Here is a 24,126-nt window from a genome sequence, read left to right as displayed (position 1 = left end):
GGTTATGCCTCAACTCCTGCTGCGGCCGGCGCGGACTCGGCGGCGGGAGCGTTGCCCCGGCCACCGCCGCGACGCGGACGGTCACGGTCGTTGCGCTCGCGCGACGGCTTCTGGTTGGCCTGCTCGCGGGCAAGCTCCTTGTTCGTGATGTCGCCCTTGTAGATCCACACCTTGACACCGATGCGACCGAAGGTGGTCTTGGCCTCGTAGAAGCCGTAGTCGATGTTGGCGCGGAGCGTGTGCAGCGGCACACGACCCTCGCGGTAGAACTCCGAGCGGCTCATCTCGGCGCCGCCGAGGCGGCCCGACACCTGGATGCGGACACCCTTGGCGCCGGCGCGCTGAGCGCCCTGCAGGCCCTTGCGCATCGCGCGGCGGAAGGCCACGCGGGCGGCGAGCTGCTCGGCGATGCCCTGAGCGACGAGCTGGGCGTCGGCCTCGGGGTTCTTGACCTCGAGGATGTTCAGCTGGATCTGCTTGCCCGAGAGCTTCTCGAGGTCGGCGCGGATGCGCTCGGCCTCGGCGCCACGACGACCGATCACGATGCCCGGACGGGCGGTGTGGATGTCGACGCGGACGCGGTCGCGGGTGCGCTCGATCTCGATGCGGGACACGCCCGCGCGGTCGAGCGACGTCTTCAGCAGGGTGCGGATCTTGACGTCCTCAGCGAGGTAGTCGCTGTAACGCTGACCCTTCTTCGTGCTGTCGGAGAACCAGCGCGACACGTGGTCGGTGGTGATTCCCAGACGGAAGCCGTACGGGTTGACTTTCTGACCCATTAGTTGCTCGCCTTCTTCGTGGCCTTGGCGTCCTGAACCTCATCCGGCGTCGCGAGGACGATCGTGATGTGGCTGGTGCGCTTGTTGATGCGGAAGGCGCGGCCCTGCGCACGCGGCTGGAACCGCTTGAGGGTCGTGCCCTCGTCCACGAAGGCGCGGCTCACGTACAGGTCCTGCTCGTCCAGGTAGGTGTTGCTCTGGTCGGCCTTGACGCGCGCGTTGGCGATCGCCGAGGCGACGAGCTTGTAGACCGGCTCGCTCGCGCTCTGCGGGGCGAACTTCAGGATGGCCAGGGCCTCCTGGGCCTGCTTGCCGCGGATCAGGTTGACGACGCGGCGGGCCTTCATGGGGGTGACGCGGATGTGACGCACGCGTGCGATCGACTCCACCATTTCTCTCCTCCTTACGCCACCGCGTTAGCGGCGGCGACCCTTCTTGTCGTCCTTCACGTGACCACGGAAGGTGCGGGTCGGCGCGAACTCGCCGAGCTTGTGACCGACCATGGTCTCGGTGACGAACACCGGGATGTGCTTGCGACCGTCGTGCACCGCGATGGTGTGACCCAGCATGGCCGGGACGATCATCGAGCGGCGCGACCAGGTCTTGATCACGTTCTTGCTGTTGGCCTCGTTCGCGGCGACCACCTTGCGAAACAGGTGCTCGTCGACGAAGGGGCCCTTCTTGAGACTGCGTGGCATCTTCTCGAACTCCTACTTACGCTTCTTGCCGGCGTTACGGCGGCGGACGATGAGCTTGTCGCTTTCCTTGTTGGGGTGGCGCGTGCGGCCTTCCTTCTGACCCCACGGGCTGACCGGGTGGCGACCACCGGAGGTCTTGCCCTCACCACCACCGTGCGGGTGGTCGATCGGGTTCATCGCGACACCGCGGACGGTCGGGCGGACGCCCTTCCAGCGCATGCGGCCGGCCTTGCCCCAGTTGATGTTCGACTGCTCGGCGTTGCCGACCTCGCCGATCGTGGCGCGGCAGCGCACGTCGACGTTGCGGACCTCGCCCGAGGGGAGGCGCAGCTGGGCGTAGGGGCCGTCCTTCGCGACGAGACGGACCGAAGCGCCGGCGGAGCGGGCCAGCTTGGCGCCACCGCCCGGCTTGAGCTCGATCGCGTGCACGACGGTACCGGTCGGGATGTTGCGCAGCGGCAGGTTGTTGCCCGGCTTGATGTCCGAGCCTGCGCCCGACTCGACCACGTCGCCCTGCTTCAGCCCGGCCGGAGCCAGGATGTAGCGCTTGGTGCCGTCCACGAAGTGGAGCAGCGCGATGCGCGCGGTGCGGTTGGGGTCGTACTCGATGTGCGCGACCTTGGCGTTGACGCCGTCCTTGTCGTTGCGACGGAAGTCGATCACGCGGTACTGGCGCTTGTGGCCACCACCGATGTGACGGGTCGTGATGCGGCCCTGGTTGTTGCGGCCACCGGTCTTCGACAGCGGACGGAGAAGGGACTTCTCCGGCGTCGAGCGGGTGATCTCGGCGAAGTCGGCGACCGAGGAGCCGCGACGACCGGGGGTCGTGGGCTTGTAGTTACGAATAGCCATGTCTGTCTTCCTCTAGTCTCAGCCGACGGCCGTGAAGATGTCGATGGAACCGGACTTCAGCGTGACGATGGCACGCTTGGTGTCCTTGCGCTTGCCGGTGCCGAACTTCGTGCGGCGGGTCTTGCCCTGACGGTTCAGGGTGTTCACCGACGCGACCTCGACCTTGAAGATCGACTCGATGGCGAGCTTGATCTCGGTCTTGTTCGAACGCGTGTCGACGAGGAAGGTGTACTTGCCCTCGTCGATCAGGCCGTAGCTCTTCTCGGAGACGACCGGGGCGATGATGATGTCGCGCGGGTCCTTGTTGACGGCGGCCATTACGCGTTCACCTCTTCCTTCTTGGTCTTGGACGAGATGAAGCCCTCGAGCGCGGCCTGCGAGAAGACGATGTCGTCGCTCACCAGGACGTCGTAGGCGTTCAGCTGGTCGTAGGTCAGCACGTGCACGGACGGGACGTTGCGCACGCTCTTGAAAGCGAGCTCGTCGTCGCGCTCCAGCACCACGAGGACGTGGCGGGAGGTCGCGACGCCGCTGAGCAGCTCCACGACGGCCTTGGTCGAGGGGGCCTCGCCGGTCGTGAACGCCTGCACGGCGTGGATGCGGCTGCCGCGGGCGCGGTCCGAGAGGGCGCCGAGCAGAGCAGCGGCGATCATCTTCTTCGGGGTGCGCTGCGAGTAGTCGCGCGGGGTCGGTCCGTGGACGATGCCACCGCCGGTCATCTGAGGAGCGCGGATCGAGCCCTGACGAGCGCGGCCGGTGCCCTTCTGCTTGAACGGCTTGCGGCCGGCGCCGGAGACCTCGCCACGACCCTTGGTCTTGTGCGTGCCCTGGCGCGCGGCGGCGAGCTGGGCGGTGACGACCTGGTGGATCAGCGGGATGTTGGTCTGAACGTCGAACAGGGAGTCCGGAAGCTCGATGGAGCCGGCCTTCTTGCCCTTGAGGTCGACGACGTCAATCGAGGTAGCCATTTACCTTAGGCCCCCTTCACTGCGTTGCGGACGAAAACGATGCGGCCACGAGCGCCGGGGACGGCGCCCTTGACGAGCAGCAGGCCCTTCTCGGCGTCGACGGCCTGGACCTTGAGGTTCAGGACGGTCACGCGCTCGCCACCCATGCGACCGGCCATGCGCATGCCCTTGAAGACACGGCTCGGGGTCGAGGAGGCGCCGATGGAGCCCGGCTTGCGGTGGTTGCGGTGCGCACCGTGCGAAGCGGAGACGCCCTGGAAGTTGTGGCGCTTCATGACACCGGCGAAGCCCTTGCCCTTGGAGGTGCCGACGACGTCGACCAGCTGGCCGGCCTCGAAGGTGGCGTCCACGGTGAGCTCCTGGCCGGCCGAGTACTCGGCGGCGTCCGCGGTGCGGACCTCGGTCAGGTGACGGCGCGGCGTGACGCCGGCCTTGTCGAAGTGGCCGGCGGCCGGCTTGTTGACCTTGCGCGGGTCGATCTGGCCGTAGGCGATCTGGACGGCGTTGTAGCCGTCGACCTCGGGGGTGCGGACCTGGGTCACGACGTTCGGCGTGATCTCGATGACGGTGACGGGGATGAGCTTGTTGTTCTCGTCCCAGACCTGGGTCATGCCGAGCTTCTTACCGAGGAGGCCCTTGGAGGTCTTGGTCTCGATGTTGGACATAGCGGCACTCCCCCTTAGAGCTTGATCTCGATGTTGACGTCGGCCGGCAGGTCGAGACGCATGAGCGAGTCGACGGCCTTCGGCGTCGGGTCGATGATGTCGATCAGCCGCTTGTGCGTGCGCATCTCGAAGTGCTCACGGCTGTCCTTGTACTTGTGGGGCGAACGGATGACGCACACCACGTTCTTCTCGGTGGGAAGCGGCACCGGGCCGACGACGGTCGCGCCGGCACGGGTCACCGTGTCGACGATCTTGCGCGCCGAGGTGTCGATGACCTCGTGGTCATACGACTTAAGCCGAATGCGGATCTTCTGTCCCGCCATGTCTGACTCTCTCTCTTGTTATGGCGTCGTACGAGACGGCTCTCTCGAACCGTTCTCGCATTGGACGCAGTGCGACGTACGCGTGGGAAACGCCACTATTCTTCTGTCAACTCACCGCACGCTCGAAGGCACAGGAATTCCCTGCTTTTCGAAGATGTCGATTGTGAGCATGTCCTGCTGCCTGCGGCCTAACCTCCGACCACGGGCCCGAAGGCGCCTGTGGCGGGCTATGCACTGCCTGGCAGTGATCCGTTCGGAGCGCACGTGAGCACACTCGTTCCGAAATGTTGAACCAGACAAGTTTGCCAGATGCGGAGCGATGCTGCAACCCGGGCGTGTCGCGGGTGGGTCAGCGACGGCGTGCGGCGAGCAATTCCTCGACTCGACGCCCGAATCGGTCGTACTCCGAGGCGACGTACGCCTCGAGCGCGGCCGCGGTCTCCCCCTCGACGGCGGCCGGCCGAGCGGCCCTCGCGACGAGTGCCTCCGCCAGCGCTGCGACCAGCGCCTCCTCGCTCTCGCCATCGACCTGGGAGAGTTGCGCGCCGCAGACATCGGCGATCTCCGCGAGTGCGGGAGAGGCCCGTGTGATGACCATCTTCCCGGACGCGAGCCCCTGCCAGACCTTGTTGGCGATCACGCTCCTGGCCTTCTCCGAGTCGCCGAAGATCCCGAGGACGACGTCGGCGTCGCGGATGTGGTGGGCCAGCTCCTCTTCGGGGACGGGGTCCACGAAGCGGCAGAGTCCGGCGATGCCCAGTCGGGCGGCCTGCCGCTCGACGTCCGGGCGCGGGGTCCCGTCTCCGACGAGCGTGACGCCCAGGTCGACCTCGCGCGCCGCGCGCTCGATCGCCGCGAGGACCACGGGCAGCCCGTGCAAGGGGATGTAGTTGCCGTAGTAGAGCACCTCGACCCGGCCCGTCCGTCGTCCGCGCTCGGCCGCCGGTCGTGCCCAGGCCGGCGCCCCGACCGGGAGGGAGAGCACCTCGGTCCCCGGGTGGGCTCCGGCGAGAGCCTGTGCGCGCACCCTCGTGTCGATCAGCACGAGGTCGGCGAGGCGGCAGGCGATCCGGTCGACCGTCGCGTACCAGCGGGCGCGGAGGGTGCCGGGTCGTGCCTTCTTCCAGTCCTCGACCATCGTCTCGTACTGTCCGACGAAGCCGTCCACCACGAAGACGCCGCGATTGAGCCGGGCCACCAGCCAGAGCACCGGTGCGTACGGGAGCGAGAACTCGGCGAGGACGTAGAGCCGCTTGCCGCCGAGGCCGAACAACAGGGAGCCGATGTCGTGGGGGATGCGCCGCAACCGGGAGCCCTCCCACCGTCGGTTGACCGTGATGTCGGCGCCGAACCTGTCGCGGAGGTACGCCCGGATGCGGGCGTTGCGCGGGTAGGACGGATCCCAGACCCTGCCGTAGCCGACCTTCACGACCTCGCCCCCGTCCTGCGAACGCCGTTGCGGAGCGCCCGCAACGCCGTCACCGCGAAGTAGGCCCACGCGCCGACGCCCGGCCGTCCGTGGCGCAGGCCCGCGCCCAGGCAGGCCAGCAGGCCGCGCAGACTTGCCGCACGACCGGCCCGATCTGCCGGGTAGGTGAGGAAGAAGTCGCCGCGGATGCGCGCGGGGTGCTCGCTCAAGTGGCGTTCCCCCCAGCGGAGGCTCGACCGCCAGTCCGGAGCGGTGGTCATGGAGTCGGCGTGACTCACCAGCCGCACGACGAGGGGCTCGGGCAGGCACATCATCCGGGTACCTTGCGCGCGCTCGAGGCGGATCAGCCACTCCCAGTCCTGGTGCAGCCGCACCGACGTGTCCCACGGTTCCCGGAGCGCGAGGGCGCGCGGGAACACCATGGTGGAGGAGGCGAACTGCGGGGACACCGAGTAGAACCCCGGGCGCGCCAGGAGGTAGCGCGAGATGCTGGGCACCTCGGTGACCAGCTCGGTCGGCACGATGCGTCGGGTCTTCGTCACCGCGTCGATCTCGGCGATCGAGCAGGTGATCACCCAGTTGTCGCCCGTGACCCCGCGGTCGTGGAGTGCGCCGAGCTGGGCGGCCAGTTTGTTCGGCGCCCAGGAGTCGTCGTCGTCCAGAAGGGCGATCAACTCGTGCCGGGCCGCGTGGATGCCGGCCATCCGTGCCCCGTTGCCGCGGTCGGCCGGGTCCGAGTGCACGAGGCGCACGCGCGGATCGGTGAACTCCGGCGACGGGCCGGTTCCGTTCATCGCGACGACCACGTCGACCCGGACCTCCTCTTGCGCCAGAGCGGACGCGACGGCGTCGTGGAGGGCGGAGCGGGTGTTCATTGTCGGGATGACGACCGAGACCGCGGCGGGGAAAGGGAAAGCCGTCATCGGCGGAACCTCCTGAGAAGGTCGTGCAGCAGGAGCGCCGGCTTCAGGACCAGCGGATAGAGCCGCCCGACGAGCAGGATGATCCGGCCATGCGCGGCCGCTCCCCGGCCGAGCTCGGCACACGCGGAGAGATCCAGGCGGCGCAGCTCCACCTTCGCGAGCCGGATGCCCTCGGAGACCTCGGCGGCCGCCGCACCTCGGCGGACGGGGACGAAGGCGACCGCTATCGCGTAGAACCAGAGCCGGAAGTAGTCGACCACCACGCCGTCCACTCCTGCCCGCCGCGCTGCGGAGACCGCGACGTCCCTGGCGACGGCATACCGCCGGAAGTCCGGGCGGCGGTCCCGGCTGAGGGAGCCCGGCCGCTCGACGTACGTGTAGACGGATGCCTGCGACAGGGCGATGCGCGTGCTCCGTTCGATGGCGCCGACGACGCCGACGAAGTCCTCCTGCGGGTGCTCGCGCCCGAACGGTTCGTCGCCGAGGACGGAGCGGCGGAAGAGCTTGCTCCAGAGGAAGCCCTGGATATCACCCCTCAGCACGCGCGTGAGCGCTTCGTGCCGGCCGATGACCACGGTCTCGTCGACGCCGTCCGCCCAGCGTTCCGCGCCGTCGGCGGAGCGGAAGCGGGCGCGGGCGAACACGAGATCAGGCGTGCCGTCCTGGATGGCGCGACCGAAGGCGGCAAGCGCATCCGGCGCCGGCTCGTCGTCGTCGTCGACGAACCACACATACTCGGTCCGGACCTGCTCCACAGCGACGTTGCGGGCGCGCGCCGGGCCGTGGTTCTCGGCCAGCGCGATCACCGTGCAGTGCCGATGCTGCGCACTCCACGAGCGCAGTCGTTCAGCCGTGCCATCGCCGGAGGCATCATCGACCAGGATGAGCTGCGCCGCAGCTGCGAAGCCCCCCAGCCAGGCGAGGGTGTGCTCGACCGAGGCACCGGGGTTGTGGAAGCACACGACGATGCTGATCGGCAAGAGGGGATCGTTCGACATGGTATGCGGCTCATACTACAGGCTATGAAATATGCATTCCTGGGAGTTCGGTCCGCCGCTCCCGACACGGTTGTGCACAGCGGGACGAAGCGCCGATGTTCTCCACAGATTCCGGCCGCGCGTCCTGCCGGCAACTCCGTCTCGGCAGGCTGGACGACATGACAGCACTGCACGAATCCTCCGGCTCGGCTCGCCTCCACCGGCTCCACCTGCGCGCCGTCGAGCCGGGGCGGCAGGCCACCCTCCGGCAGATCGGCCGGTCGCGCTCGCGGAGAGAGCAGTTGGAGCGGCTGCACCTCTTCGCAGCGATGCGGTCGCGGCCACCGGTGTTCGCGTACTGGTCTGCGGCGCTCATCCACGGACTCCCACTGCTCAACGCTCCCCCGCCGACCATCCACGTCCTCGCCGCGGGTTCGACCGAGAGCGCGGCGCACGGCGTCGTCTCGCATCGGCGGTCAGCAGCGGCGCCGGGGGTCGCCACGCACGGGCTGCAGGTGACGCCGGTCGCCGAGACGGTGGCGGCGCTGGCCGGGCGGACGTCGTTCCTGGAAGGGGTCGTGCTCGCCGATCACGCCCTGCACACCGGGGCGTTCGGCGATCGGGAGGCACTCACCTGCCCGGCGGAACTCATCGAGGCGGCCGGGTCGCTGACCGACCCGTCGGAGCGGCGCCGTTCGCTCGCGGTGGCGGGGTTCGCCGACGGGCGCTCCGAGTCGCCGCTCGAATCGGTCAGCCGAGCCACGATGGCGCTCGCAGGGGCTCCCCCACCGGAACTGCAGCTGCGGGTGCACGACCTGTTCGGCGTGGTCGCGCGGCTCGACTTCTGCTGGCCGGGGCTCGGGATCGCCGGCGAGGCGGACGGAGCCGAGAAGCTTCAACATCCGGCGTCCCGGCGGTTCCCCGAGGTGCGGCAGGAGCTCGCCGCCCGGGTGGAACGGGACCGGCGGATCGAGCGGACCGGCCTGCGCGTCGTCCGCTGGCGCTGGGCCACCGGGCGGCGCGTGGATCTGATGCGGGAGCTCCTCCTCCGGGAGGGCGTGCCGCTCGATTCGCGGAGACGGATTGCCGAGATCGGTCTGGCCCCCTGAACGCGGAAAGCGGGACCGGCGTCAGCCGGTCCCGCTCCGAACGGCGCCTCGCGCCGCCGCTCTCGTGGTTCCAAGACCGCCTAGGCGGTGTCCGAACTCTTCGTCCGTGCTCCGGTCAGCGGCTTGGTCTGGTTTGCGAGGTCCATGCTCACCATAGGCAGTCTCCCTTCGTCGACGGACCCGTTCGGTTGAAACGGTGCACCAATTCTGCGCCCGACCCGCCGAGAGGTAAACCCCCGGTGACGAACCACCCGGAAAACACGGCCCCGGAAAACACAGCCCCGAAAAGCACAGCCCTCAAAAGCACAGCCCCGGAAAACACGGAAGAGGGCCGGGCCCGAAGGCCCGACCCTCTCACAAGGAAGTCGCGGGGACTTACTTGTTGATCTTGGTCACCGTACCGGCGCCCACGGTGCGGCCACCCTCACGGATGGCGAAGCCGAGGCCCTCCTCCATGGCGATCGGCTGGATCAGCTCGACCGACATGTCGGTGGTGTCGCCGGGCATGACCATCTCGGTGCCCTCGGGCAGCGAGATGACGCCGGTGACGTCGGTGGTCCGGAAGTAGAACTGCGGACGGTAGTTCGTGTAGAAGGGGTTGTGACGGCCACCCTCGTCCTTGGACAGGATGTAGGCGGTGCCCTCGAAGTTGGTGTGAGGGGTCACAGAACCCGGCTTCGCGACGACCTGGCCGCGCTCCACGTCCTCGCGCTTGGTGCCGCGGAGGAGCAGACCACAGTTCTCGCCGGCCCACGCCTCGTCGAGCTGCTTGTGGAACATCTCGATACCGGTGACCGTGGTCTTCTGCGTCGGGCGGATGCCGACGATCTCGACCTCGGAGTTGATGGCGAGGGTGCCGCGCTCGGCGCGACCGGTGACGACGGTGCCACGACCGGTGATCGTGAAGACGTCCTCGATCGGCATCAGGAACGGCTTGTCCTTGTCGCGCACGGGGTCCGGGATCGAGTCGTCCACGGCCTCCATGAGGTCGAGGATGCTCTGGGTCCACTTCTCGTCGCCCTCGAGAGCCTTGAGGCCCGAGACGCGGACGACCGGCGCGTTGTCGCCGTCGAAGTCCTGGCTGGAGAGCAGCTCGCGGACCTCGAGCTCGACGAGCTCCAGGATCTCCTCGTCGTCGACCATGTCGGACTTGTTCAGCGCGACGAGCAGGTACGGAACGCCGACCTGCTTGGCCAGCAGCACGTGCTCGCGGGTCTGAGCCATCGGACCGTCGGTGGCGGCGACCACGAGGATCGCGCCGTCCATCTGAGCGGCACCGGTGATCATGTTCTTGATGTAGTCGGCGTGACCCGGGGCGTCGACGTGCGCGTAGTGACGCTTCGGGGTCTCGTACTCGACGTGCGAGATGTTGATCGTGATACCACGCTGACGCTCTTCCGGAGCCGAGTCGATCGACGCGAAGTCGCGCTGCACGTTGGTCGCCGACGGGTACTTGTCTGCAAGCACCTTGGAGATCGCCGCGGTGAGCGTCGTCTTGCCGTGGTCGACGTGACCGATGGTTCCGATGTTCACGTGCGGCTTAGTCCGCTCGAACTTGGCCTTAGCCACTGTGGTCCTCCTCAGGACTCTCGTGCAGGCACCCCGGTCGACGGATTTCGACCGGAGGGCCTACGGGATTGGTTTCTTATGTTACGGGATGTTGCCTGGGAGCAGTGACCGGGGTCACTCGCCCTTGCTCTTCTGGACGATCTCGTCGGCGACAGCCTTCGGGACCTCCGCGTAGCTGTCGAACTGCATCGAGTACACCGCGCGGCCCGAGGTCTTGGACCGCAGGTCGCCGATGTAGCCGAACATCTCGGACAGCGGGACGTTGGCGCGCACGACCTTGACGCCGCTCGCATCCTCCATGGACTGGATCTGTCCACGGCGGGAGTTGAGGTCGCCGATGACGTCGCCCATGTACTCCTCCGGCGTACGCACCTCGACCGCCATGAGCGGCTCGAGGAGCACCGGGTTCGCCTTGCGAGCAGCCTCCTTGTAGGCCATCGAGCCGGCGATCTTGAACGCCATCTCCGAGGAGTCGACGTCGTGCGAGGCGCCGTCGACGAGCGTCGCCTTGACACCCACCGTCGGGAAGCCGGCGAGCACGCCGACCTGCATCGCGTCCTGGATGCCCGCGTCGACCGAGGGGATGTACTCGCGCGGGACGCGACCGCCGGTGACGGCGTTCACGAACTCGTACGAGGTCTCCGGGGTCACCTCGAGCGGCTCCAGGGTGATCTGCACCTTTGCGAACTGACCGGAACCACCGGTCTGCTTCTTGTGGGTGTAGTCGTACTTCTCCACCGTGCGGCGGAGGGTCTCGCGGTAGGCCACCTGCGGCTTGCCGACGTTCGCCTCGACGTTGAACTCGCGCTTCATGCGGTCCACGAGGATGTCGAGGTGCAGCTCGCCCATGCCCTTGATGACCGTCTGACCGGTCTCCTGGTTCTGCTCGGTGCGGAACGTCGGGTCTTCCTCGGCGAGCTTCTGGATGGCCGTGCCGAGCTTCTCCTGGTCGGCCTTGGTCTTCGGCTCGATGGCGACCTCGATGACGGGCTCCGGGAAGGTCATCGACTCGAGGACGACCTGGTGGTCCGGGTCGCTCAGGGTGTCACCGGTGGTGGTGTCCTTGAGGCCGATCACCGCGTAGATGTTGCCGGCGGTGACGTAGTCGACCGGGTTCTCCTTGTTGGCGTGCATCTGGAAGATCTTGCCGATGCGCTCCTTCTTGCCCTTGGTCGAGTTCACGACCGCGGCGCCCGAGTCGACACGACCCGAGTAGACGCGCACGTAGGTGAGGCGGCCGAAGAAGGGGTGGACCGCGACCTTGAACGCGAGGGCCGAGAACGGCTCGGTGGCGTCGGCGTGGCGCAGGATGACCTGCTCCTCGTCGCGCGGGTTGTGCGCCTCGATGGCGGGCACGTCGAGCGGCGACGGGAGGTAGTCGATCACGGCGTCGAGCATCGGCTGGACACCGCGGTTCTTGAACGCCGAGCCGCAGAGGACCGGGTAGATCTCGTTGTTCACGGTGAGCTTGCGGATCGCGGCCTTGATCTCCGGGATGGTGATCTCCTCGCCGCCGAAGAACTTCTCGAGCAGCGCGTCGTCGGTCTCGGCGACGGTCTCGAGGAGGCGGTTGCGGTACTCCTCGGCCTTCTCCTTGAGGTCGGCGGGGATCTCCTGGACCTCGTACTTGGCGCCCATCGTCACGTCGCCCTTGGCGTCGCCCGGCCAGACCAGCGCGCGCATCTCGACCAGGTCGACGACGCCGACGAAGTCGGACTCGGAGCCGATCGGGAGCTGCATCACCAGCGGCTTGGCGCCGAGGCGGGACACGATGGTGTCGACGGTGAAGTAGAAGTCGGCGCCCAGCTTGTCCATCTTGTTGACGAAGCAGATGCGCGGGACGACGTACTTGTCGGCCTGACGCCACACGGTCTCCGACTGGGGCTCGACGCCCTCCTTCGCGTCGAAGACGGCGACGGCACCGTCGAGCACGCGGAGCGAGCGCTCCACCTCGACCGTGAAGTCGACGTGACCCGGGGTGTCGATGATGTTGATCTGGTTCTTGTTCCAGAAGCAGGTGACCGCGGCGGACGTGATGGTGATGCCGCGCTCCTTCTCCTGCTCCATCCAGTCGGTGGTCGAGGCGCCGTCGTGCGTCTCACCGATCTTGTGGTTGACGCCCGTGTAGAACAGGATGCGCTCGGTCGTGGTGGTCTTGCCGGCATCGATGTGGGCCATGATGCCGATGTTGCGGACCTTTTTCAGGTCGGTGAGCACGTCCTGTGCCACAGGGTTCCTCCGAAAAGTAGAGAGTGGAAGGGTGCCGCCCGGGCGCGGCACTCCTACGAGTGCAACGCCCGGACGACGAAAAGTGTTACCAGCGGTAGTGGGCGAAGGCCTTGTTCGACTCGGCCATCTTGTGCGTGTCCTCGCGGCGCTTGACAGCGGCGCCCAGACCGTTGGAGGCGTCGAGGATCTCGTTGGTGAGACGCTCGGTCATCGTCTTCTCGCGACGGCCCTTGGCGTAGCTGGTGAGCCAGCGCAGCGCCAGGGTGTTGGCGCGGTGCGGCTTGACCTCGACCGGCACCTGGTAGGTCGAGCCGCCGACGCGGCGGCTGCGGACCTCGAGGGTCGGGCGGATGTTGTCGAGCGCCTTCTTGAGCGTGGCGACCGCGTCCTGGCCGGACTTGGTCGAGACGCCCTCGAGCGCGTCGTAGACGATGCGCTCGGCGAGGCCCTTCTTGCCGTCGAGGAGGATCTTGTTGACGAGCTGGCTGACGACCGGCGAGCCGTACACCGGGTCGGCGACGACGGGGCGCTTCGGAGCGGGACCCTTGCGAGGCATTACTTCTTCTCCATCTTCGCGCCGTAGCGGCTGCGAGCCTGCTTGCGGTTCTTGACGGCCTGGGTGTCCAGGGCGCCGCGGACGATCTTGTAACGAACGCCGGGCAGGTCCTTCACACGGCCGCCGCGGACGAGCACCATCGAGTGCTCCTGCAGGTTGTGGCCCTCACCGGGGATGTACGCGGTGACCTCGGTCCCGTTCGAGAGCTTGACGCGGGCGACCTTGCGGAGCGCCGAGTTCGGCTTCTTGGGGGTGGTGGTGTAGACACGGGTGCACACGCCGCGCTGCTGGGGGTTGGACTTCAGGGCGGGGGCCTTGGTCTTGGTGACCTTCGGCGTCCGGCCCTTCCGAACCAACTGCTGAATGGTTGGCACTGAACTTCTCCTTATATGGACTGCACGGTGACAGTTGTTGCTTTTTCCCCGCACCCCGATCCACCCGCTTCGCGGGTCGTTCCGGGGGTGAGGAGTATCGGACCGATGGCGGACATGCCGCCGTTCTGCCGATATGCCGTGGGGGCGTGGGTTCCGTGCGGTTCCCTCGCCCATCGGATGAGTACGTGCCGGTCCGCCTGCTCCCTCGCCCGGTCCTGAAACCGGGCATGGAGCAAGCGCACGACAGAGCGCACACCCGATAAATACTATCGTCCGCGCGGTGGGCGGTCAAATGAGCGAGGGCATGCTAGCGCCCTGTCCGCGCAGGGCGGAATCGCGCTACGCACGGTGAATTCCGAGGTGATCCGAGCGCGCCCCGTCCGCGCCCCTTGGCCGTTCGCGTCTGACATCCACTATATCTATGCCACTCTTGCCGGATCGTCCGCTCCACGAGCCCTGCGAGAGGCAGCCATGCAGACCTTCGAACGCGCCGTCATCGGCGGCCTCAAGCTCGACCGCGCCGACCAGGACGCGTCCAGCCGTCACGTCCTCGACCTGGCGCGCGCGGACGGCGGGATTGTCGTGACCTCCAACGTCTCCATCACCCGCCACTTGCGCACGGTCGGCCTCCCGGAGCTGGAGGAGCAGACGTCGTTCTGGACCGTGGACGGCGTCCCGCTCACCTGGCTGCTGCGCATCGCGGGCAAGGGGCGCTTCCCGCGCGTCACCGGCACGGACCTGATGAACGGTGTCATCGAGCATCCCCGCTCCGAGGGCCTGCGGATCGGGATCGTCGGGGCCGCCGCCGTGGAGGCGGAGGCGTTCTACCGGGCGCGCAGGCACGACCACGTCCACGGCGCCGACCTCCCGTTCGCGGAACCCGGCAGCCCCGAGCTGGTCGACGCGGCGAGCGCGTTCATCGAACGGGTCCGGCCGGATGTGCTGTTCGTCTGCCTCGGCTTCCCGAAGCAGGAGCACCTCATCCTCGAGCTCCGCCGGAGGCACGGGGACGACGGCATCGTCTTCATCGGGGCTGGGGCCGCCGCGCAGATGAACACCGGGCAGTTCCCGCGGGCGCCCCGCCTGCTGCAGCGCCTCGGGCTGGAGTGGGTATGGCGGATGGGCCAGGACCCGTCGCGCCTGGTGAAGCGGTACCTGCTGCAGGACCTGCCCTGGCTGGTCGGGATGATCCCCGTCGCGCTGGCCGAGCGGTTCCGCGCCCCGCAGGCCGCGGCAGCCCCTGCTGCTGCGTCCGCGTCGGCTCCCGATCAGGCGCCGGCCTGACCTCGGCGGGCTCCCCGCTGATCCGTCCCGTTTCGGGTCATGCACCCTTACTCGTCGTCCGGCCGCTCCCAGGGCCAGCGCGGCCTCCCGCGCTGGCGGAAGCGGCCGACGAGCACGAGCTGGTAGAGCAGCGTGATCAGGAAAGCGGCCAGTCCGGTCGTGATCGCGTACAGGCTGCCGAGCTGGCCCGCCGCGAAGAGGACGAAGTGGAGGACGTCGCCGGTGGCGAACGCGCCGGCCACTCCCCCGGCGACGCAGTAGGCGAGGTAGCAGGCGATGCCGGCGCCGAGGGCCGTGAGCGGCGCGATCCGCTGCTGGTCGCCGGGCACACGGGTCCCCGTGACGATCAGGAGGGCGAGCAGCACCGCCACCGCGGCGCCCGTCATGACCGGTCCGACCAGCGGCCCGGCGGACGGGTCCGCGATCACCTCGGTGTCGGTCGCGAGCGAGAGCAGGCCGAACGCGGCGACGAGGACGGCGAGGTACAGCCCCGCCGCGAAGCACGCGACGATGACCGCGTAGGCGCGCTCCTCACGCATGGGAGCTCCCTCGGATCGGGTCCGGGTGGGACGGGTCGCTGACGGTCAGTACCCCTGCTGAGCGTACGCGTTGGCGGCCTGGTTCTGGGCGTCGGCGAGCTGCTGCTCGTAGTCGGCCTGCGCCTCCGCGTTGCGCGCCTTCAGCTTGCGCCCGCGCCCGGCGAGCCAGGCGCCCGTCCAGACCGACATCTCGCGGGCGATGACGCCGGCGAGGACGGCGAACGGGTTGACCCACGCGCGGCTCAGCACGAGCGACTGCTCGTCCGCGTTGCGCTGCCAGAAGTGGGCGTCGACGAGGCCGGCGCCGATGTAGACGAGGTAGACGAAGACGGCGACGAAGAGTCCGCCGAGGATGTACGCCCACCAGCGCGCCCGGTTGATGATCTGGATGAGCACGACCATCCCGACGAAGAACGCCACGATGGGCGCCCAGCCGGAGTACTGGGACGTGAAGTACTGGGTGAGCACGGGCAGGAACTCGCTGCTCGGCGTCAGCATCGCGCCGACGACCACCACGGCGACGGCCCACAGCACGGCGAACGCGACGGTCCCGACGAGGGCGATAAGGATGCCGACGCCGCGATTGCTCTTGCGCTTGGGCGGTTCGGGCCGCTGCAGGAAGATCGGCGCGACCGGCTGCGGGATGAAGGGCGGCGGCGGGGTCTGCGCGGGCGCAACCGGGGCCGCGGTGGCCTCGCCGGGCTGGGCGGCGGGCTGCTGGGACTGCTGGGCCTGCTGGGCGGTCGCCTGCTGGGCGGCCTCCCCCGCGATGATGACGGGCGCGGCCGACTGCGCCGGGGAGGCGGTGTCGACGGTCGCGTCACCGGCGGCGGTGGCGCCGGGTTCCGCGGACGACCGCGCGACGGCGGCGGCGACGTCGTCCGGCGAGGAGGTCACGGGCTCGGGCTCGATCGCTGCGGCCGGCTGGGGTCGGGCGCCGGTCTCGGGCACTTCGGCGGCGTTCTCATCGGCGGACCGGTTCAGATGACCGCGGGCAGACACCGGCGCGGACGGCGGCACCTCCATATCCGGATCCGTGTCGCGCGGTTCGCCGGCGGTCGCCGGCGGTTCGATGGGGGCGGCCTCCACCGCGGACTCGGCGTGCGGCGCGGGCTCGGCGGCGGCCGACTCGGCCGGCGCGGTCGCGGGCGGGGTGGCAGGTTCGGCCGACTCCGCGTCCTCCCGCTTCTCGGCGGGTTCGGGTGTCGTGTCGCTCATGCTGGCACTCCTCGCTGCGCCCGGGTGGGCACCCTTTGATGTGGTGCCCACTGTAGCAACGGGGTACGGCGGGGCGAGGGAGGTGGCGCGGGAGCGCGGCTACTTGGAGGGAGTGACCGCCGTTCCCGCGTTGAGCACGTAGATGAAGCCGCTCACCTTGCCGTCGAAGCCCGGGCCATTCGCGGCCGGCCCGACGTTGAGGCCGTTCACCAGGAAGAGTCGTTGGCCTTTTTGCGCGGCGCCGACGAACGCCACGATGTTCGCGTAGTCGCCACGGACGGTGATGGAGACCGGAACGACGGTGAAGTCGTCCTTCGTGACGAGCGTGCTGACGGCGGGCGGCATCCCGGGCACCGCCGTGGGCACAGGGGCCGGCGTCGGCGCCGCTGCGGCCGACGGCGATGGGGTCGGCGTGGCTGTGGATCCGCTCCCGGCGGTGGTCGCCGCCGGCGCGGGCGCCGCCGGGTTCGCGGGCGGGACGAATCCTTGCGCATCCGCGATCTGCGACGCCGTGACCGTCACGCCGTTCGCGGCGGCGAGGGCGCCGAGCTCGTCGAGGAACGCCGGCGCCTGCGCCTCCGAGGGGACGGAGACGCCGATGGCGGCGAGTTGGGATTTGAGCGCGGACAGCCCTTCGCTGTCCTTCTTGAGCTTGTTCAGAGCCACCTGGCTGGTCGCGTTGGCGCTGTCGACCTGCAGCGTCTGCGCGGCTGCGGCGGCCGACTGGTCGAGCTCCGGCTGAATGGCGACCACCCAGCCGAGGACTGCGACGACGACCATCGCCAGCACGGAGCCGATGATCCAGAGACGGGTCTTGTCCATCGTTCTCACTTGCCCTTCGGCGCGAAGCGCTTGGTGTAGAGGCTCTCGGAAACATGGATGGTCACCGTGGCCTTGTAGACGTTCTTGGCTTCGTCCAGGGTGACGGTGCCGGGGACGACGTCGACGACGCCGGGGATCTTCTGCAGCGCGGCGACCCACGCCGGGACGTTCGGCAGCGCGGCGCTGTTCCCGACGACGGTGACGGTGCCGACGCGCGGACCCTGGAGCGGGTCGGTCGACTGCTGGTAGATCGCCGTCGGCGCGATCGAGTCCACCGCGACCGTGGCCAGGCTCAGGCCGGACGGCTGAGCGGCCCCGACCTTGTCGAGGAAGGCCTTCCAGTCGATCTCGGTGGACGCGCCGGCCTGCTGCGCGGCTTGCGCGAGCGCGACCTGCTTCTGCAGGTCGCGAACGGGCGCGTACCGCGCCTGCTGTGCGAGCAGGGATGCGGTATCGCCGCGGGCGGTGAGCAAGGCGGCCTGCGAGACCACATTCAGGCTGAATGCGCCGCCTGCGGCGATCAGCACCACGAGCACCACTGCCAGCACGCCCCAGCCGAAGCCCCGGCGGGTGCGCGCGTTGCGTCGTTCCGCTCGGACTTCCGGCGGCAGAAGATCGACGCGCGGCTCCATGCCGACGCCCGCGCTCTCGTGCCGCGCCGCCGAGGCGACAGATCCCTTCGGAGCCGCGGCCGCCGTCGTCCCCTTCGGTGGCTTCTGCGGCTTCGCCTTCTTCGGCTCGGTCGTCGAAGCGCGACCCTTCGGGGCTTTCGCCGCCTTCGGCTCGCGTGGTGGCTTTGCGGCCTTGGACGGCGACGCGCCGCCCTTGGCGCGGGCGCCGCGCTTCGGCGCGCCTTCGTCGGTGTCGTCGGCGTCGTTCGTACGCCGTGCGGTGATGCTCATGCTGCGCTCCCGAGTGCGAGGCCGACCGCCGCGGAGAGCGTCGACCTTTTCATCCGCAGGACCGTCGCGTCGAGGTGACGCGACAGCACGACGGCGTGGAAGGGGTCCCCGACAGCGACGGGCAGCCGGGTCATCTCGCTCAACGCGTCGGCGAGCCCGGGAAGCTGGGCGCCGCCGCCGGTGAGGAGGACGTGGTCCACCGGAGTGGTGGGGCGGGTGTTGATGAAGTAGCTGACCGTGTTGCGAAGGCTGGTCAGGAGCTCGCCCGTGACCCGGTAGATGATCTCCACCGCCTGGTGCTCCTGCGGGCTCGAGACCTGCTTGGCGAGCCCGATGGTCGCCTTGATCCGCTCCGCCTCCCCCGGTTCGACCTCCAGCCCGGCGCGCAGCGCCTGCGTGAGCTCGGCCCCGCCGGCCGGTATGATGCGCACGAACTGCGGGATGTTATTGGTCAGGACGACCACGCTCGTCGTGTTGGCGCCGATGTCGATGAGGGCCACGGTGCCCAGCCGGCCGGTGCGGGTGACCAGAGCGCGCGACACCGCGAACGGCAGAAGGTCGACGTCGACCGCGGTGAGACCGGCGAGCGTGACGGCCTTCACGTTGCCGAGCACGGCCTCCTTGACCGCGGCGACCAGCAGGCCGTTGGTGACCGGACCGCTGTCGCCGACCTCCTCGGAGACCGGGTAGAAGTCGAGGAGGGCGTCGGCGACGGGAACCGGCAGCATGTCTTGCACATGGAACGGCAGGCTCTCGCGGATGCGGAGCCGCGACATGCTCGGCACGGTCAGGTCGCGTGCGAGCACGCGCTGGTTGCCCATGCCGAGCACGACCTCCTTGCTCTTGAAGCCGCCCTGCTGCCAGAGCCGGCGCAGGCTCGCGGCGACCGTGTTGGGTTCGAGGACCTCCCCGCGGCTGGCCGCACCGTCGGGCAACGGCACTTCGAAGTGGCGCAGGAGGGTGGGTCTGGGCTTGTGCGGATCACCGAGCTCCACAGCGCGGATGGACGTGCTGCCGATGTCGATGCCGACGATGCTGCGTGCCATGCGGTCCTCCCTTTCTTCAGATGGTTCTGTGCCGTGTCGCCGTCAGGCGAGTCCGAGGAGCGCCAGGTAGGCGTTCCAGATCGTGGGGCCGGCGAGGACGCCGAGCCAGGCTCCGGCCAGCATCCAGGGGCCGAAGGGGATGCCGCTGCCCTTTCGGGCGCGGCGGGCGGCGAGGAGCACGAGCGCGAAGACCCCACCGAGGACGAACGGCGCGAAGCCGCCGATGATGAGCGGCCCCCACCCGAGGTAGCCGAGGAAGACGCCGAGGACGCCCGCGAGCTTGACGTCGCCGAAGCCCATTCCCCCCGGGTACACGAGCGCGAGGAGCAGGTAGCCCCCGTAGAGCACGGCGCCGCCGATCGCCGCGCCGAGCAGCGCGCCCCAGTCTCCGGTGAGCGCCGACGCCGTGCCGAGCAGCGCGGCGCCGACCAGGTAGGACGGCAGGACGATCGTGTTCGGGAGGCGGTGGGTGTCGAGGTCGATCAGAGCGAGCGCGATGCTGATCGCCGCGAGGTACAGGTAGGCGACGACCTCGAGCACACCGGCGGCGAGCGCGGCGCCTGTGGGCTCGGCGGGCGCTTGCGGGCCGGCCCAGAACCACCATGCGACGACGGCGAACGCGACGCCGGTCGCGGCCTCCACCAGCGGATAGCGCACGGAGATGGCGCCGCGACAGGACCGGCAGCGACCGCGCAGCACCAGCCAGGAGAGGACGGGGACGTTGTCGTACGGCTTGATCTCGGTGCCGCAACTGCCGCACGCGCTCGGCGGGGACACGATCGAGCGCCCCGCGGGCACGCGGTACACGACGACGTTGAGGAACGAGCCGATCAGGGCGCCGAAGACGACGACGAAGCCGAGGGCGAGGGCGAAGACCGCGAGCGTCATGAGAGCGGCGCTCCCGTCGATGAGAAGGCGGTCTTGACCTCGATCTCGGTGGCCACGGTGTAGGACGTGGTCCGCGGAGTCGGGAACTTGGGCGGCGGCGAGTTGAGCAGCCGGGTGTCGTAGCTGTACCTCTTCAGGAAGCCGGTGGTACCCGAGCCGCCGGTGCCGACCGGTCCGCGGTACTCCTGAGCGATCGAGCCGGTGACGCAGAGGTAGCCGGCATACGAGGCCGACGAGTAGTTCTGCACCTCGAAGCTGTGGAAGTTCGACAGGATCGCCGCGTTGATCGTGCGCGCGCAGTTGCCGCTGCTGGACGTGGCCTCCCAGGTCAGATAGTCCTTGCTCGAGGAACAGGTCGTATTGGTCCTGGTGGGGAACGGCGTGGGGTTCGTGCAGACCTGCGGGTCCCAGACCCAGACCGCCCCGGCGCCGACCAGCCCGAGCATGTCGTTCGCCGGATCGCTGTAGACGAGCTTGCCGGTGATCCAGGCGAAGTGGTCGGCGTTGATCGTCATCGCGCTGTGCATGGTGCCCTGGACGAAGACATCGCCGGCGGAGCAGCTGTACGGCGAATAGGTGGAGACGATCTCGTTGGCGATCGGGTAGCCCAGGCCGTTGCCCGTGCTCGTGCCGTCCGCGCCGACGCACTTCAAGGTGTTGTTGATCGGCGACGCGGAGCTGGCCCAGTAGTTGGGATCCGTCGAGTTGGTCGGCACGCTCTGCACATAGACGAGGTTGTTGAAGATCTGAGAGGAGGATCCGATCGCGATGGTCTGCCCGTTGGTCGTGTCCGCGAGCGTGCCGGCGTTCGCCGCGGCCGTGCCCGTGGGAGAGCCGGGCGTGCCGCAGAACGCAGGCTTCGATCCGAAGGGCGACGAGCCGGTCGGGTTGAGCTCCGTGTACTTCGTCCACGGCGAGATGACGTTCATGTAACCCGTGCCGCCGGACACCGAGAAGGTGATCTTCGTCGGGCCGGTGTAGAGGCAGCCCGGCACCGGCACCTTGGCCGGGATGTCCGTGCGGACCTGATCGAGCTGCGCCTGAGGCGGCGGCATCGTGATGAGCGCCGAGTTCTGCGGCGCGCCCGCGTTGAACACCGGCGTGCCGGAGCAGTTCGTCTGCGTGTACAGGTTGCCGGACGAGTTGCGGTTGGGATTGGCCGTCGTAACCTTCTGCTTGAACGTTCCGCCGCAGATGTTCAGGGTGTCGTTCGAGTGCACCTGGCCGTCGAAGGTGTCACCGGCGATGAAGTTGATGAGGCAGGTCGCCGGGCGGCTGGTGCCCGACCAGGCATACGCCTTGGGGCAGTTGCCGCTGTTCAGCGCGGGGTCGAGCTCTTCGTAGTCGGTGAAGTAGACGTAGTTGGTGAAGCCGGTCTGCTTGATGTTCGCGACGACGCTGCGGGTGACATTGTCGACCTTTCCCGTGGCGCGGATGTGCAGGATGCCATTGCTCGCGTACTTGGAGTTGTCGACCTCGTAGCGGAACGACGCGTTGGCGGGCAAGCCGTCGGTGAGCGGGACCGTCGCCCAGGATCCTCCTGCGGTGATCCCGAAGGCCGGGTTGGCGTTCGCCCCGGTGGGCAGGGTCACCGTGCCCTGCGAGTTGTTCGCGATGGTGAAGGGCGAGCTCGGGTTTCCGTACTGCTGGTAGCTGGGGTCGTTGGTGAGCCTGCCCTGGTACTCGCCGATGCCGGCGAAGGCGGCCGACATCGCAGCATCCCAGTCGGAGTCGTGGTTCGAGCGGACCAGGCCGGAGACCGCGAACGACATCGTCGTCGCGACGAGGAGGAGCAGGACGGCAGCGATGCCGACGACCATCGCCAGGGCGACGCCGCGGTCGCGGGTCGCGCGGAGCCGGCGGAGGCGCCGGTGCAGGAGTGCGATCATCACGACCCCGATCCGATGTTGGCCATGCCGATCGTGTTGGTCAGCGTCACGGCGTTGGCCGCTCCGGTCGGCTGGATGGTGATGGTGACCTGCACCGACGCGATCGTGGCGCGGGCTTGCCAGGTGACCAGGTTCGCGGGGAGGAGTTCGGCGCCCGTCTTGTCGAAGTAGCGGAACACGGTGGTGGTCGACGGGATCGAGTTGCAGAGCGACCGCTGGGTGTACGTCGACGAGAAGGTCCAGTTGCCGTTGACCCCCGCCACCGTGGTGGTCGCGGGGTACTGCTTCTCCACCAGGGTCCCGGTCGTGGCGTCGTAGGTGACCATGACCGGGGACTCCCCTCCGCTCAGGTTCACGTACGCGTAGAACGTGATCAGCTTCGCGCTGGCCGTGATGATCGCCGGGTCGCTCTGCTGACCGCCCACCACCGGGTTGGTGAGCGGATCGGGCGTCGCCGCGCGGATCATCCGCGCCACCTGGTTCATGCCGTTGGCGGCCTGCCGCGTGCCGCCGTCGATCGACTGCGACAGGCTGACCGTGTGTGTGGCGGTTGCGAACAGCGATACGGCCAGCGCCGTAACGACAGTGGTCAGGGCGATCGCGACCAGCAGCTCGATCAGCGTGAGGCCTGCGTCGCGCGTCTGCGCGGCGCGGATCCGGAGGAGGCGCGCCAACCGGATCATGGCGCCCTCGGATCGAGCGTGAAGATGTTACCGGCGGTGAAGGCCGGGCTGCCTGCCGGAAGCGTGATGCTCGTGGAGGCGACGACGGGTGACGTGGAAACGGTGTCGGTCTTGTTGGCGAGCGAATACAGTTTCCAGCTGCCGTACGGCAACGCGAGCGTGACGGAATTCGTGGCGGCCTTCGCGAAGGCCATCGACATGCCTGTCGCGCAACCGGGGTCTCCGACCGTCGCCGCGGCCGCTGCGCTGACAGCGACCAGCCAGCGGCCGGAGATCCCGGTCACGGTGACCAGCTTCATCGTCACGGTTCCGGTCGATCCGGCGGTGACGCCGATGATCGGATCCGATCGCACACCGACGTTGCCGCTGGCGTTCGGAATGGTCCACGCTGCCGGGTCCACCGAGAGACAGATCGCGGCCCCGCCCCCGGCGGGCCCGACCGGCACGGAGGTCCCTGCGAACGCCTGGTAGCCGGACGAGTACGGGAACAGCGGCGTGCTCGTGGTGGTGACACCGCCGCTAGTGGTCATGGTGACCTGCGCGGTGTAGGCGTCCCCCTGAGGGACGTAGGTCACCGTGAGGTTCGTCGGGAACATCGTGGTCGCCGGCGAGCCCGGCGCGAGGGTGAGCTTCGGCGTCGCCGCGGTGTCGTACTGCTTGTCGAGCACCGAGGACTGCCCGGCGGTCACCGGGACGCTCAGCTTGAGCGGCTGCTGCTGGTCCCCGCTGATCCGGCCGTCGCCCGTGGCGCCGATGGTCACCACGTAGGAGCCGGGGACGACCTTGAGCACGTAGCTGCAGCCGTCGACATCGGTCGCGGGTGGAGCGGGGCTGACCGTGGTGGCGGTGTTCGGCGTGATCGTGCTGTCGACGGCGATGCCGATCGGAATGCCGGCCACTCCCACGCCGGCGGCGTTGCGGACGTGGACGATGATCGTACCGGTCGTCGGGTCGTTGATCGGGCCGGCCGGGGCGAGCAGAGTGCTCGCCTGCACCGGACTGGCGCCTGCGCTCATCCCGGACCAGGTGACGGCGACGTTGAGGGTCTTATTCTGCAGCAGGCCGGAGGTGCCGCAGTCGGACGCGGTGCCGGCGTTGGTCAGCCAGCCCGCGGACCTGGTTACGGTGTAGGTGGTGCCGTCGACCGTGGTCGTGGTGACCCCGCTGAGGACGCTGAAGACGTCGGTGGAGGAGCGGGCCTGGTCGATGGCTTGCGCTGCCAGGTTGGCTGCGACCTCGCTCGACCGATTCGAGCGCGTGATGGTCATCGCGCTGGTCAGCAGGTAGGCGACGAGAACCGAGAGGAGACCGAAGACCATCATGGCGACGAGTACCTCGATGAGAGTGAACCCCTGTTCGCGGGTTTCGTGACGGGGACGGGTGTTGAAGCGGATCATGGGTTCA

At 68.7% G+C, this 24,126-nt stretch carries 26 protein-coding genes; 2 read left to right on the top strand and 24 right to left on the bottom strand.

What is annotated here, in order from left to right; translation table 11 throughout:
* Positions 1 to 2 precede the first annotated feature (2 nt).
* The 11 genes from rpsC to HNR13_RS06470 form a co-directional block, all read right to left on the bottom strand.
* Positions 3 to 779, bottom strand: coding sequence for a 30S ribosomal protein S3 (gene rpsC / locus HNR13_RS06520; protein ID WP_179605002.1), 777 nt, complete (start codon positions 777 to 779; stop codon positions 3 to 5).
* Entirely contained in the window at positions 779 to 1,171 is a 393-nt protein-coding gene (gene rplV, locus HNR13_RS06515) for a 50S ribosomal protein L22 (protein ID WP_179605001.1), read from the bottom strand. The genes rpsC and rplV overlap by 1 nt, the downstream gene beginning before the upstream one ends.
* 24 nt (positions 1,172 to 1,195) lie before the next feature.
* Positions 1,196 to 1,477, bottom strand: a complete 282-nt coding sequence (gene rpsS, locus HNR13_RS06510; protein ID WP_018191964.1) for a 30S ribosomal protein S19 — start codon at positions 1,475 to 1,477, stop codon at positions 1,196 to 1,198.
* A gap of 12 nt (positions 1,478 to 1,489) precedes the next feature.
* Positions 1,490 to 2,329, bottom strand: a complete 840-nt coding sequence (gene rplB / locus HNR13_RS06505) for a 50S ribosomal protein L2 (RefSeq protein WP_179605000.1) — start codon at positions 2,327 to 2,329, stop codon at positions 1,490 to 1,492.
* A gap of 18 nt (positions 2,330 to 2,347) precedes the next feature.
* Positions 2,348 to 2,647 carry a 50S ribosomal protein L23 gene (rplW, locus tag HNR13_RS06500; RefSeq protein WP_179604999.1) on the bottom strand — a complete coding sequence of 100 codons (300 nt, stop codon included), beginning with the start codon at positions 2,645 to 2,647 and terminating at the stop codon, positions 2,348 to 2,350.
* Positions 2,647 to 3,297, bottom strand: coding sequence for a 50S ribosomal protein L4 (gene rplD, locus HNR13_RS06495; RefSeq protein WP_179604998.1), 651 nt, complete (start codon positions 3,295 to 3,297; stop codon positions 2,647 to 2,649). Before rplD ends, rplW begins: the two co-directional genes overlap by 1 nt.
* A gap of 5 nt (positions 3,298 to 3,302) precedes the next feature.
* Positions 3,303 to 3,962 carry a 50S ribosomal protein L3 gene (gene rplC / locus HNR13_RS06490; protein ID WP_179604997.1) on the bottom strand — a complete coding sequence of 220 codons (660 nt, stop codon included), beginning with the start codon at positions 3,960 to 3,962 and terminating at the stop codon, positions 3,303 to 3,305.
* Positions 3,963 to 3,976: 14 nt separating this feature from the next.
* Positions 3,977 to 4,285 (bottom strand): 30S ribosomal protein S10, encoded by a 309-nt coding sequence (gene rpsJ / locus HNR13_RS06485; protein WP_005050520.1) that lies wholly within the window; start codon positions 4,283 to 4,285, stop codon positions 3,977 to 3,979.
* A 349-nt stretch (positions 4,286 to 4,634) separates the two neighbouring features.
* Positions 4,635 to 5,714 (bottom strand): glycosyltransferase, encoded by a 1,080-nt coding sequence (locus HNR13_RS06480; RefSeq protein ID WP_179604996.1) that lies wholly within the window; start codon positions 5,712 to 5,714, stop codon positions 4,635 to 4,637.
* Positions 5,711 to 6,637, bottom strand: coding sequence for a glycosyltransferase family 2 protein (locus tag HNR13_RS06475; RefSeq protein ID WP_179604995.1), 927 nt, complete (start codon positions 6,635 to 6,637; stop codon positions 5,711 to 5,713). Before HNR13_RS06475 ends, HNR13_RS06480 begins: the two co-directional genes overlap by 4 nt.
* Entirely contained in the window at positions 6,634 to 7,635 is a 1,002-nt protein-coding gene (locus HNR13_RS06470; protein WP_179604994.1) for a glycosyltransferase family 2 protein, read from the bottom strand. The genes HNR13_RS06475 and HNR13_RS06470 overlap by 4 nt, the downstream gene beginning before the upstream one ends.
* Positions 7,636 to 7,793: 158 nt before the next feature.
* Between HNR13_RS06470 and HNR13_RS06465 the strand changes: the two genes are divergently transcribed.
* Positions 7,794 to 8,723 (top strand): hypothetical protein, encoded by a 930-nt coding sequence (locus tag HNR13_RS06465; RefSeq protein ID WP_179604993.1) that lies wholly within the window; start codon positions 7,794 to 7,796, stop codon positions 8,721 to 8,723.
* Between the two features lie 375 nt (positions 8,724 to 9,098).
* On the opposite strand, the gene tuf is transcribed toward HNR13_RS06465, so the two are convergent.
* The 4 genes from tuf to rpsL form a co-directional block, all read right to left on the bottom strand.
* Positions 9,099 to 10,292, bottom strand: a complete 1,194-nt coding sequence (gene tuf, locus HNR13_RS06460) for an elongation factor Tu (RefSeq protein WP_064109785.1) — start codon at positions 10,290 to 10,292, stop codon at positions 9,099 to 9,101.
* A 114-nt stretch (positions 10,293 to 10,406) separates the two neighbouring features.
* Positions 10,407 to 12,521: an elongation factor G gene (gene fusA / locus HNR13_RS06455; RefSeq protein WP_179604992.1), complete on the bottom strand. Its 2,115-nt coding sequence runs from the start codon at positions 12,519 to 12,521 to the stop codon at positions 10,407 to 10,409.
* An 85-nt stretch (positions 12,522 to 12,606) separates the two neighbouring features.
* Entirely contained in the window at positions 12,607 to 13,077 is a 471-nt protein-coding gene (gene rpsG, locus HNR13_RS06450; RefSeq protein WP_179604991.1) for a 30S ribosomal protein S7, read from the bottom strand.
* A complete protein-coding gene (rpsL, locus tag HNR13_RS06445; protein ID WP_055913929.1) occupies positions 13,077 to 13,451 on the bottom strand; it encodes a 30S ribosomal protein S12 in 375 nt (124 codons plus the stop codon). Before rpsL ends, rpsG begins: the two co-directional genes overlap by 1 nt.
* Positions 13,452 to 13,922: 471 nt before the next feature.
* Between rpsL and HNR13_RS06440 the strand changes: the two genes are divergently transcribed.
* On the top strand, positions 13,923 to 14,735 hold the full coding sequence (locus tag HNR13_RS06440; protein WP_179604990.1) for a WecB/TagA/CpsF family glycosyltransferase: 813 nt from the start codon (positions 13,923 to 13,925) through the stop codon (positions 14,733 to 14,735).
* 47 nt (positions 14,736 to 14,782) lie between these two features.
* Here HNR13_RS06440 and HNR13_RS06435 read toward each other — a convergent pair whose 3' ends face one another.
* The 9 genes from HNR13_RS06435 to HNR13_RS06395 all read right to left on the bottom strand — a co-directional run bounded on the left by HNR13_RS06435 (position 14,783) and on the right by HNR13_RS06395 (position 24,119).
* Positions 14,783 to 15,274, bottom strand: a complete 492-nt coding sequence (locus HNR13_RS06435) for a DUF6121 family protein (RefSeq protein ID WP_179604989.1) — start codon at positions 15,272 to 15,274, stop codon at positions 14,783 to 14,785.
* Positions 15,275 to 15,319: 45 nt separating this feature from the next.
* Entirely contained in the window at positions 15,320 to 16,492 is a 1,173-nt protein-coding gene (locus HNR13_RS06430; RefSeq protein WP_179604988.1) for a hypothetical protein, read from the bottom strand.
* Between the two features lie 99 nt (positions 16,493 to 16,591).
* Complete coding sequence (locus HNR13_RS06425) at positions 16,592 to 17,314, bottom strand: type IV pilus inner membrane component PilO (RefSeq protein WP_179604987.1); 723 nt, start codon at positions 17,312 to 17,314, stop codon at positions 16,592 to 16,594.
* A 5-nt stretch (positions 17,315 to 17,319) separates the two neighbouring features.
* Entirely contained in the window at positions 17,320 to 18,216 is an 897-nt protein-coding gene (locus HNR13_RS06420) for a hypothetical protein (protein WP_179604986.1), read from the bottom strand.
* Positions 18,213 to 19,262, bottom strand: a complete 1,050-nt coding sequence (gene pilM, locus HNR13_RS06415) for a type IV pilus assembly protein PilM (protein WP_179604985.1) — start codon at positions 19,260 to 19,262, stop codon at positions 18,213 to 18,215. Before pilM ends, HNR13_RS06420 begins: the two co-directional genes overlap by 4 nt.
* Before the next feature lie 42 nt (positions 19,263 to 19,304).
* Positions 19,305 to 20,150, bottom strand: a complete 846-nt coding sequence (locus HNR13_RS06410) for a prepilin peptidase (RefSeq protein ID WP_179604984.1) — start codon at positions 20,148 to 20,150, stop codon at positions 19,305 to 19,307.
* Positions 20,147 to 22,042 (bottom strand): hypothetical protein, encoded by a 1,896-nt coding sequence (locus tag HNR13_RS06405; RefSeq protein WP_218881184.1) that lies wholly within the window; start codon positions 22,040 to 22,042, stop codon positions 20,147 to 20,149. Before HNR13_RS06405 ends, HNR13_RS06410 begins: the two co-directional genes overlap by 4 nt.
* Positions 22,039 to 22,722: a PulJ/GspJ family protein gene (locus HNR13_RS06400; RefSeq protein WP_179604983.1), complete on the bottom strand. Its 684-nt coding sequence runs from the start codon at positions 22,720 to 22,722 to the stop codon at positions 22,039 to 22,041. Before HNR13_RS06400 ends, HNR13_RS06405 begins: the two co-directional genes overlap by 4 nt.
* Entirely contained in the window at positions 22,719 to 24,119 is a 1,401-nt protein-coding gene (locus tag HNR13_RS06395; protein WP_179604982.1) for a type IV pilus modification PilV family protein, read from the bottom strand. Before HNR13_RS06395 ends, HNR13_RS06400 begins: the two co-directional genes overlap by 4 nt.
* Positions 24,120 to 24,126: the final 7 nt, after the last annotated feature.

It is taken from the genome of Leifsonia shinshuensis (genome assembly GCF_013410375.1).
Lineage (GTDB): Bacteria > Actinomycetota > Actinomycetes > Actinomycetales > Microbacteriaceae > Leifsonia > Leifsonia shinshuensis.
Note: the sequence above shows the minus strand (reverse complement) of the source record. Positions and strands in the feature narration are given on the sequence as shown.

Excerpts from the sequence above, each read along its gene's own strand:
- rpsC (WP_179605002.1), bottom strand. The coding sequence starts at position 779 with ATGGGTCAGAAAGTCAACCCGTACGGCTTCCGTCTGGGAATCACCACC.
- rplV (WP_179605001.1), bottom strand. The coding sequence starts at position 1,171 with ATGGTGGAGTCGATCGCACGCGTGCGTCACATCCGCGTCACCCCCATG.
- rpsS (WP_018191964.1), bottom strand. The coding sequence starts at position 1,477 with ATGCCACGCAGTCTCAAGAAGGGCCCCTTCGTCGACGAGCACCTGTTT.
- rplB (WP_179605000.1), bottom strand. The coding sequence starts at position 2,329 with ATGGCTATTCGTAACTACAAGCCCACGACCCCCGGTCGTCGCGGCTCC.
- rplW (WP_179604999.1), bottom strand. The coding sequence starts at position 2,647 with ATGGCCGCCGTCAACAAGGACCCGCGCGACATCATCATCGCCCCGGTC.
- rplD (WP_179604998.1), bottom strand. The coding sequence starts at position 3,297 with ATGGCTACCTCGATTGACGTCGTCGACCTCAAGGGCAAGAAGGCCGGC.
- rplC (WP_179604997.1), bottom strand. The coding sequence starts at position 3,962 with ATGTCCAACATCGAGACCAAGACCTCCAAGGGCCTCCTCGGTAAGAAG.
- rpsJ (WP_005050520.1), bottom strand. The coding sequence starts at position 4,285 with ATGGCGGGACAGAAGATCCGCATTCGGCTTAAGTCGTATGACCACGAG.
- HNR13_RS06475 (WP_179604995.1), bottom strand. The coding sequence starts at position 6,637 with ATGACGGCTTTCCCTTTCCCCGCCGCGGTCTCGGTCGTCATCCCGACA.
- HNR13_RS06470 (WP_179604994.1), bottom strand. The coding sequence starts at position 7,635 with ATGTCGAACGATCCCCTCTTGCCGATCAGCATCGTCGTGTGCTTCCAC.
- HNR13_RS06465 (WP_179604993.1), top strand. The coding sequence starts at position 7,794 with ATGACAGCACTGCACGAATCCTCCGGCTCGGCTCGCCTCCACCGGCTC.
- rpsG (WP_179604991.1), bottom strand. The coding sequence starts at position 13,077 with ATGCCTCGCAAGGGTCCCGCTCCGAAGCGCCCCGTCGTCGCCGACCCG.
- HNR13_RS06440 (WP_179604990.1), top strand. The coding sequence starts at position 13,923 with ATGCAGACCTTCGAACGCGCCGTCATCGGCGGCCTCAAGCTCGACCGC.
- HNR13_RS06435 (WP_179604989.1), bottom strand. The coding sequence starts at position 15,274 with ATGCGTGAGGAGCGCGCCTACGCGGTCATCGTCGCGTGCTTCGCGGCG.
- HNR13_RS06430 (WP_179604988.1), bottom strand. The coding sequence starts at position 16,492 with ATGAGCGACACGACACCCGAACCCGCCGAGAAGCGGGAGGACGCGGAG.
- HNR13_RS06425 (WP_179604987.1), bottom strand. The coding sequence starts at position 17,314 with ATGGACAAGACCCGTCTCTGGATCATCGGCTCCGTGCTGGCGATGGTC.
- HNR13_RS06420 (WP_179604986.1), bottom strand. The coding sequence starts at position 18,216 with ATGAGCATCACCGCACGGCGTACGAACGACGCCGACGACACCGACGAA.
- pilM (WP_179604985.1), bottom strand. The coding sequence starts at position 19,262 with ATGGCACGCAGCATCGTCGGCATCGACATCGGCAGCACGTCCATCCGC.
- HNR13_RS06410 (WP_179604984.1), bottom strand. The coding sequence starts at position 20,150 with ATGACGCTCGCGGTCTTCGCCCTCGCCCTCGGCTTCGTCGTCGTCTTC.
- HNR13_RS06400 (WP_179604983.1), bottom strand. The coding sequence starts at position 22,722 with ATGATCCGGTTGGCGCGCCTCCTCCGGATCCGCGCCGCGCAGACGCGC.
- HNR13_RS06395 (WP_179604982.1), bottom strand. The coding sequence starts at position 24,119 with ATGATCCGCTTCAACACCCGTCCCCGTCACGAAACCCGCGAACAGGGG.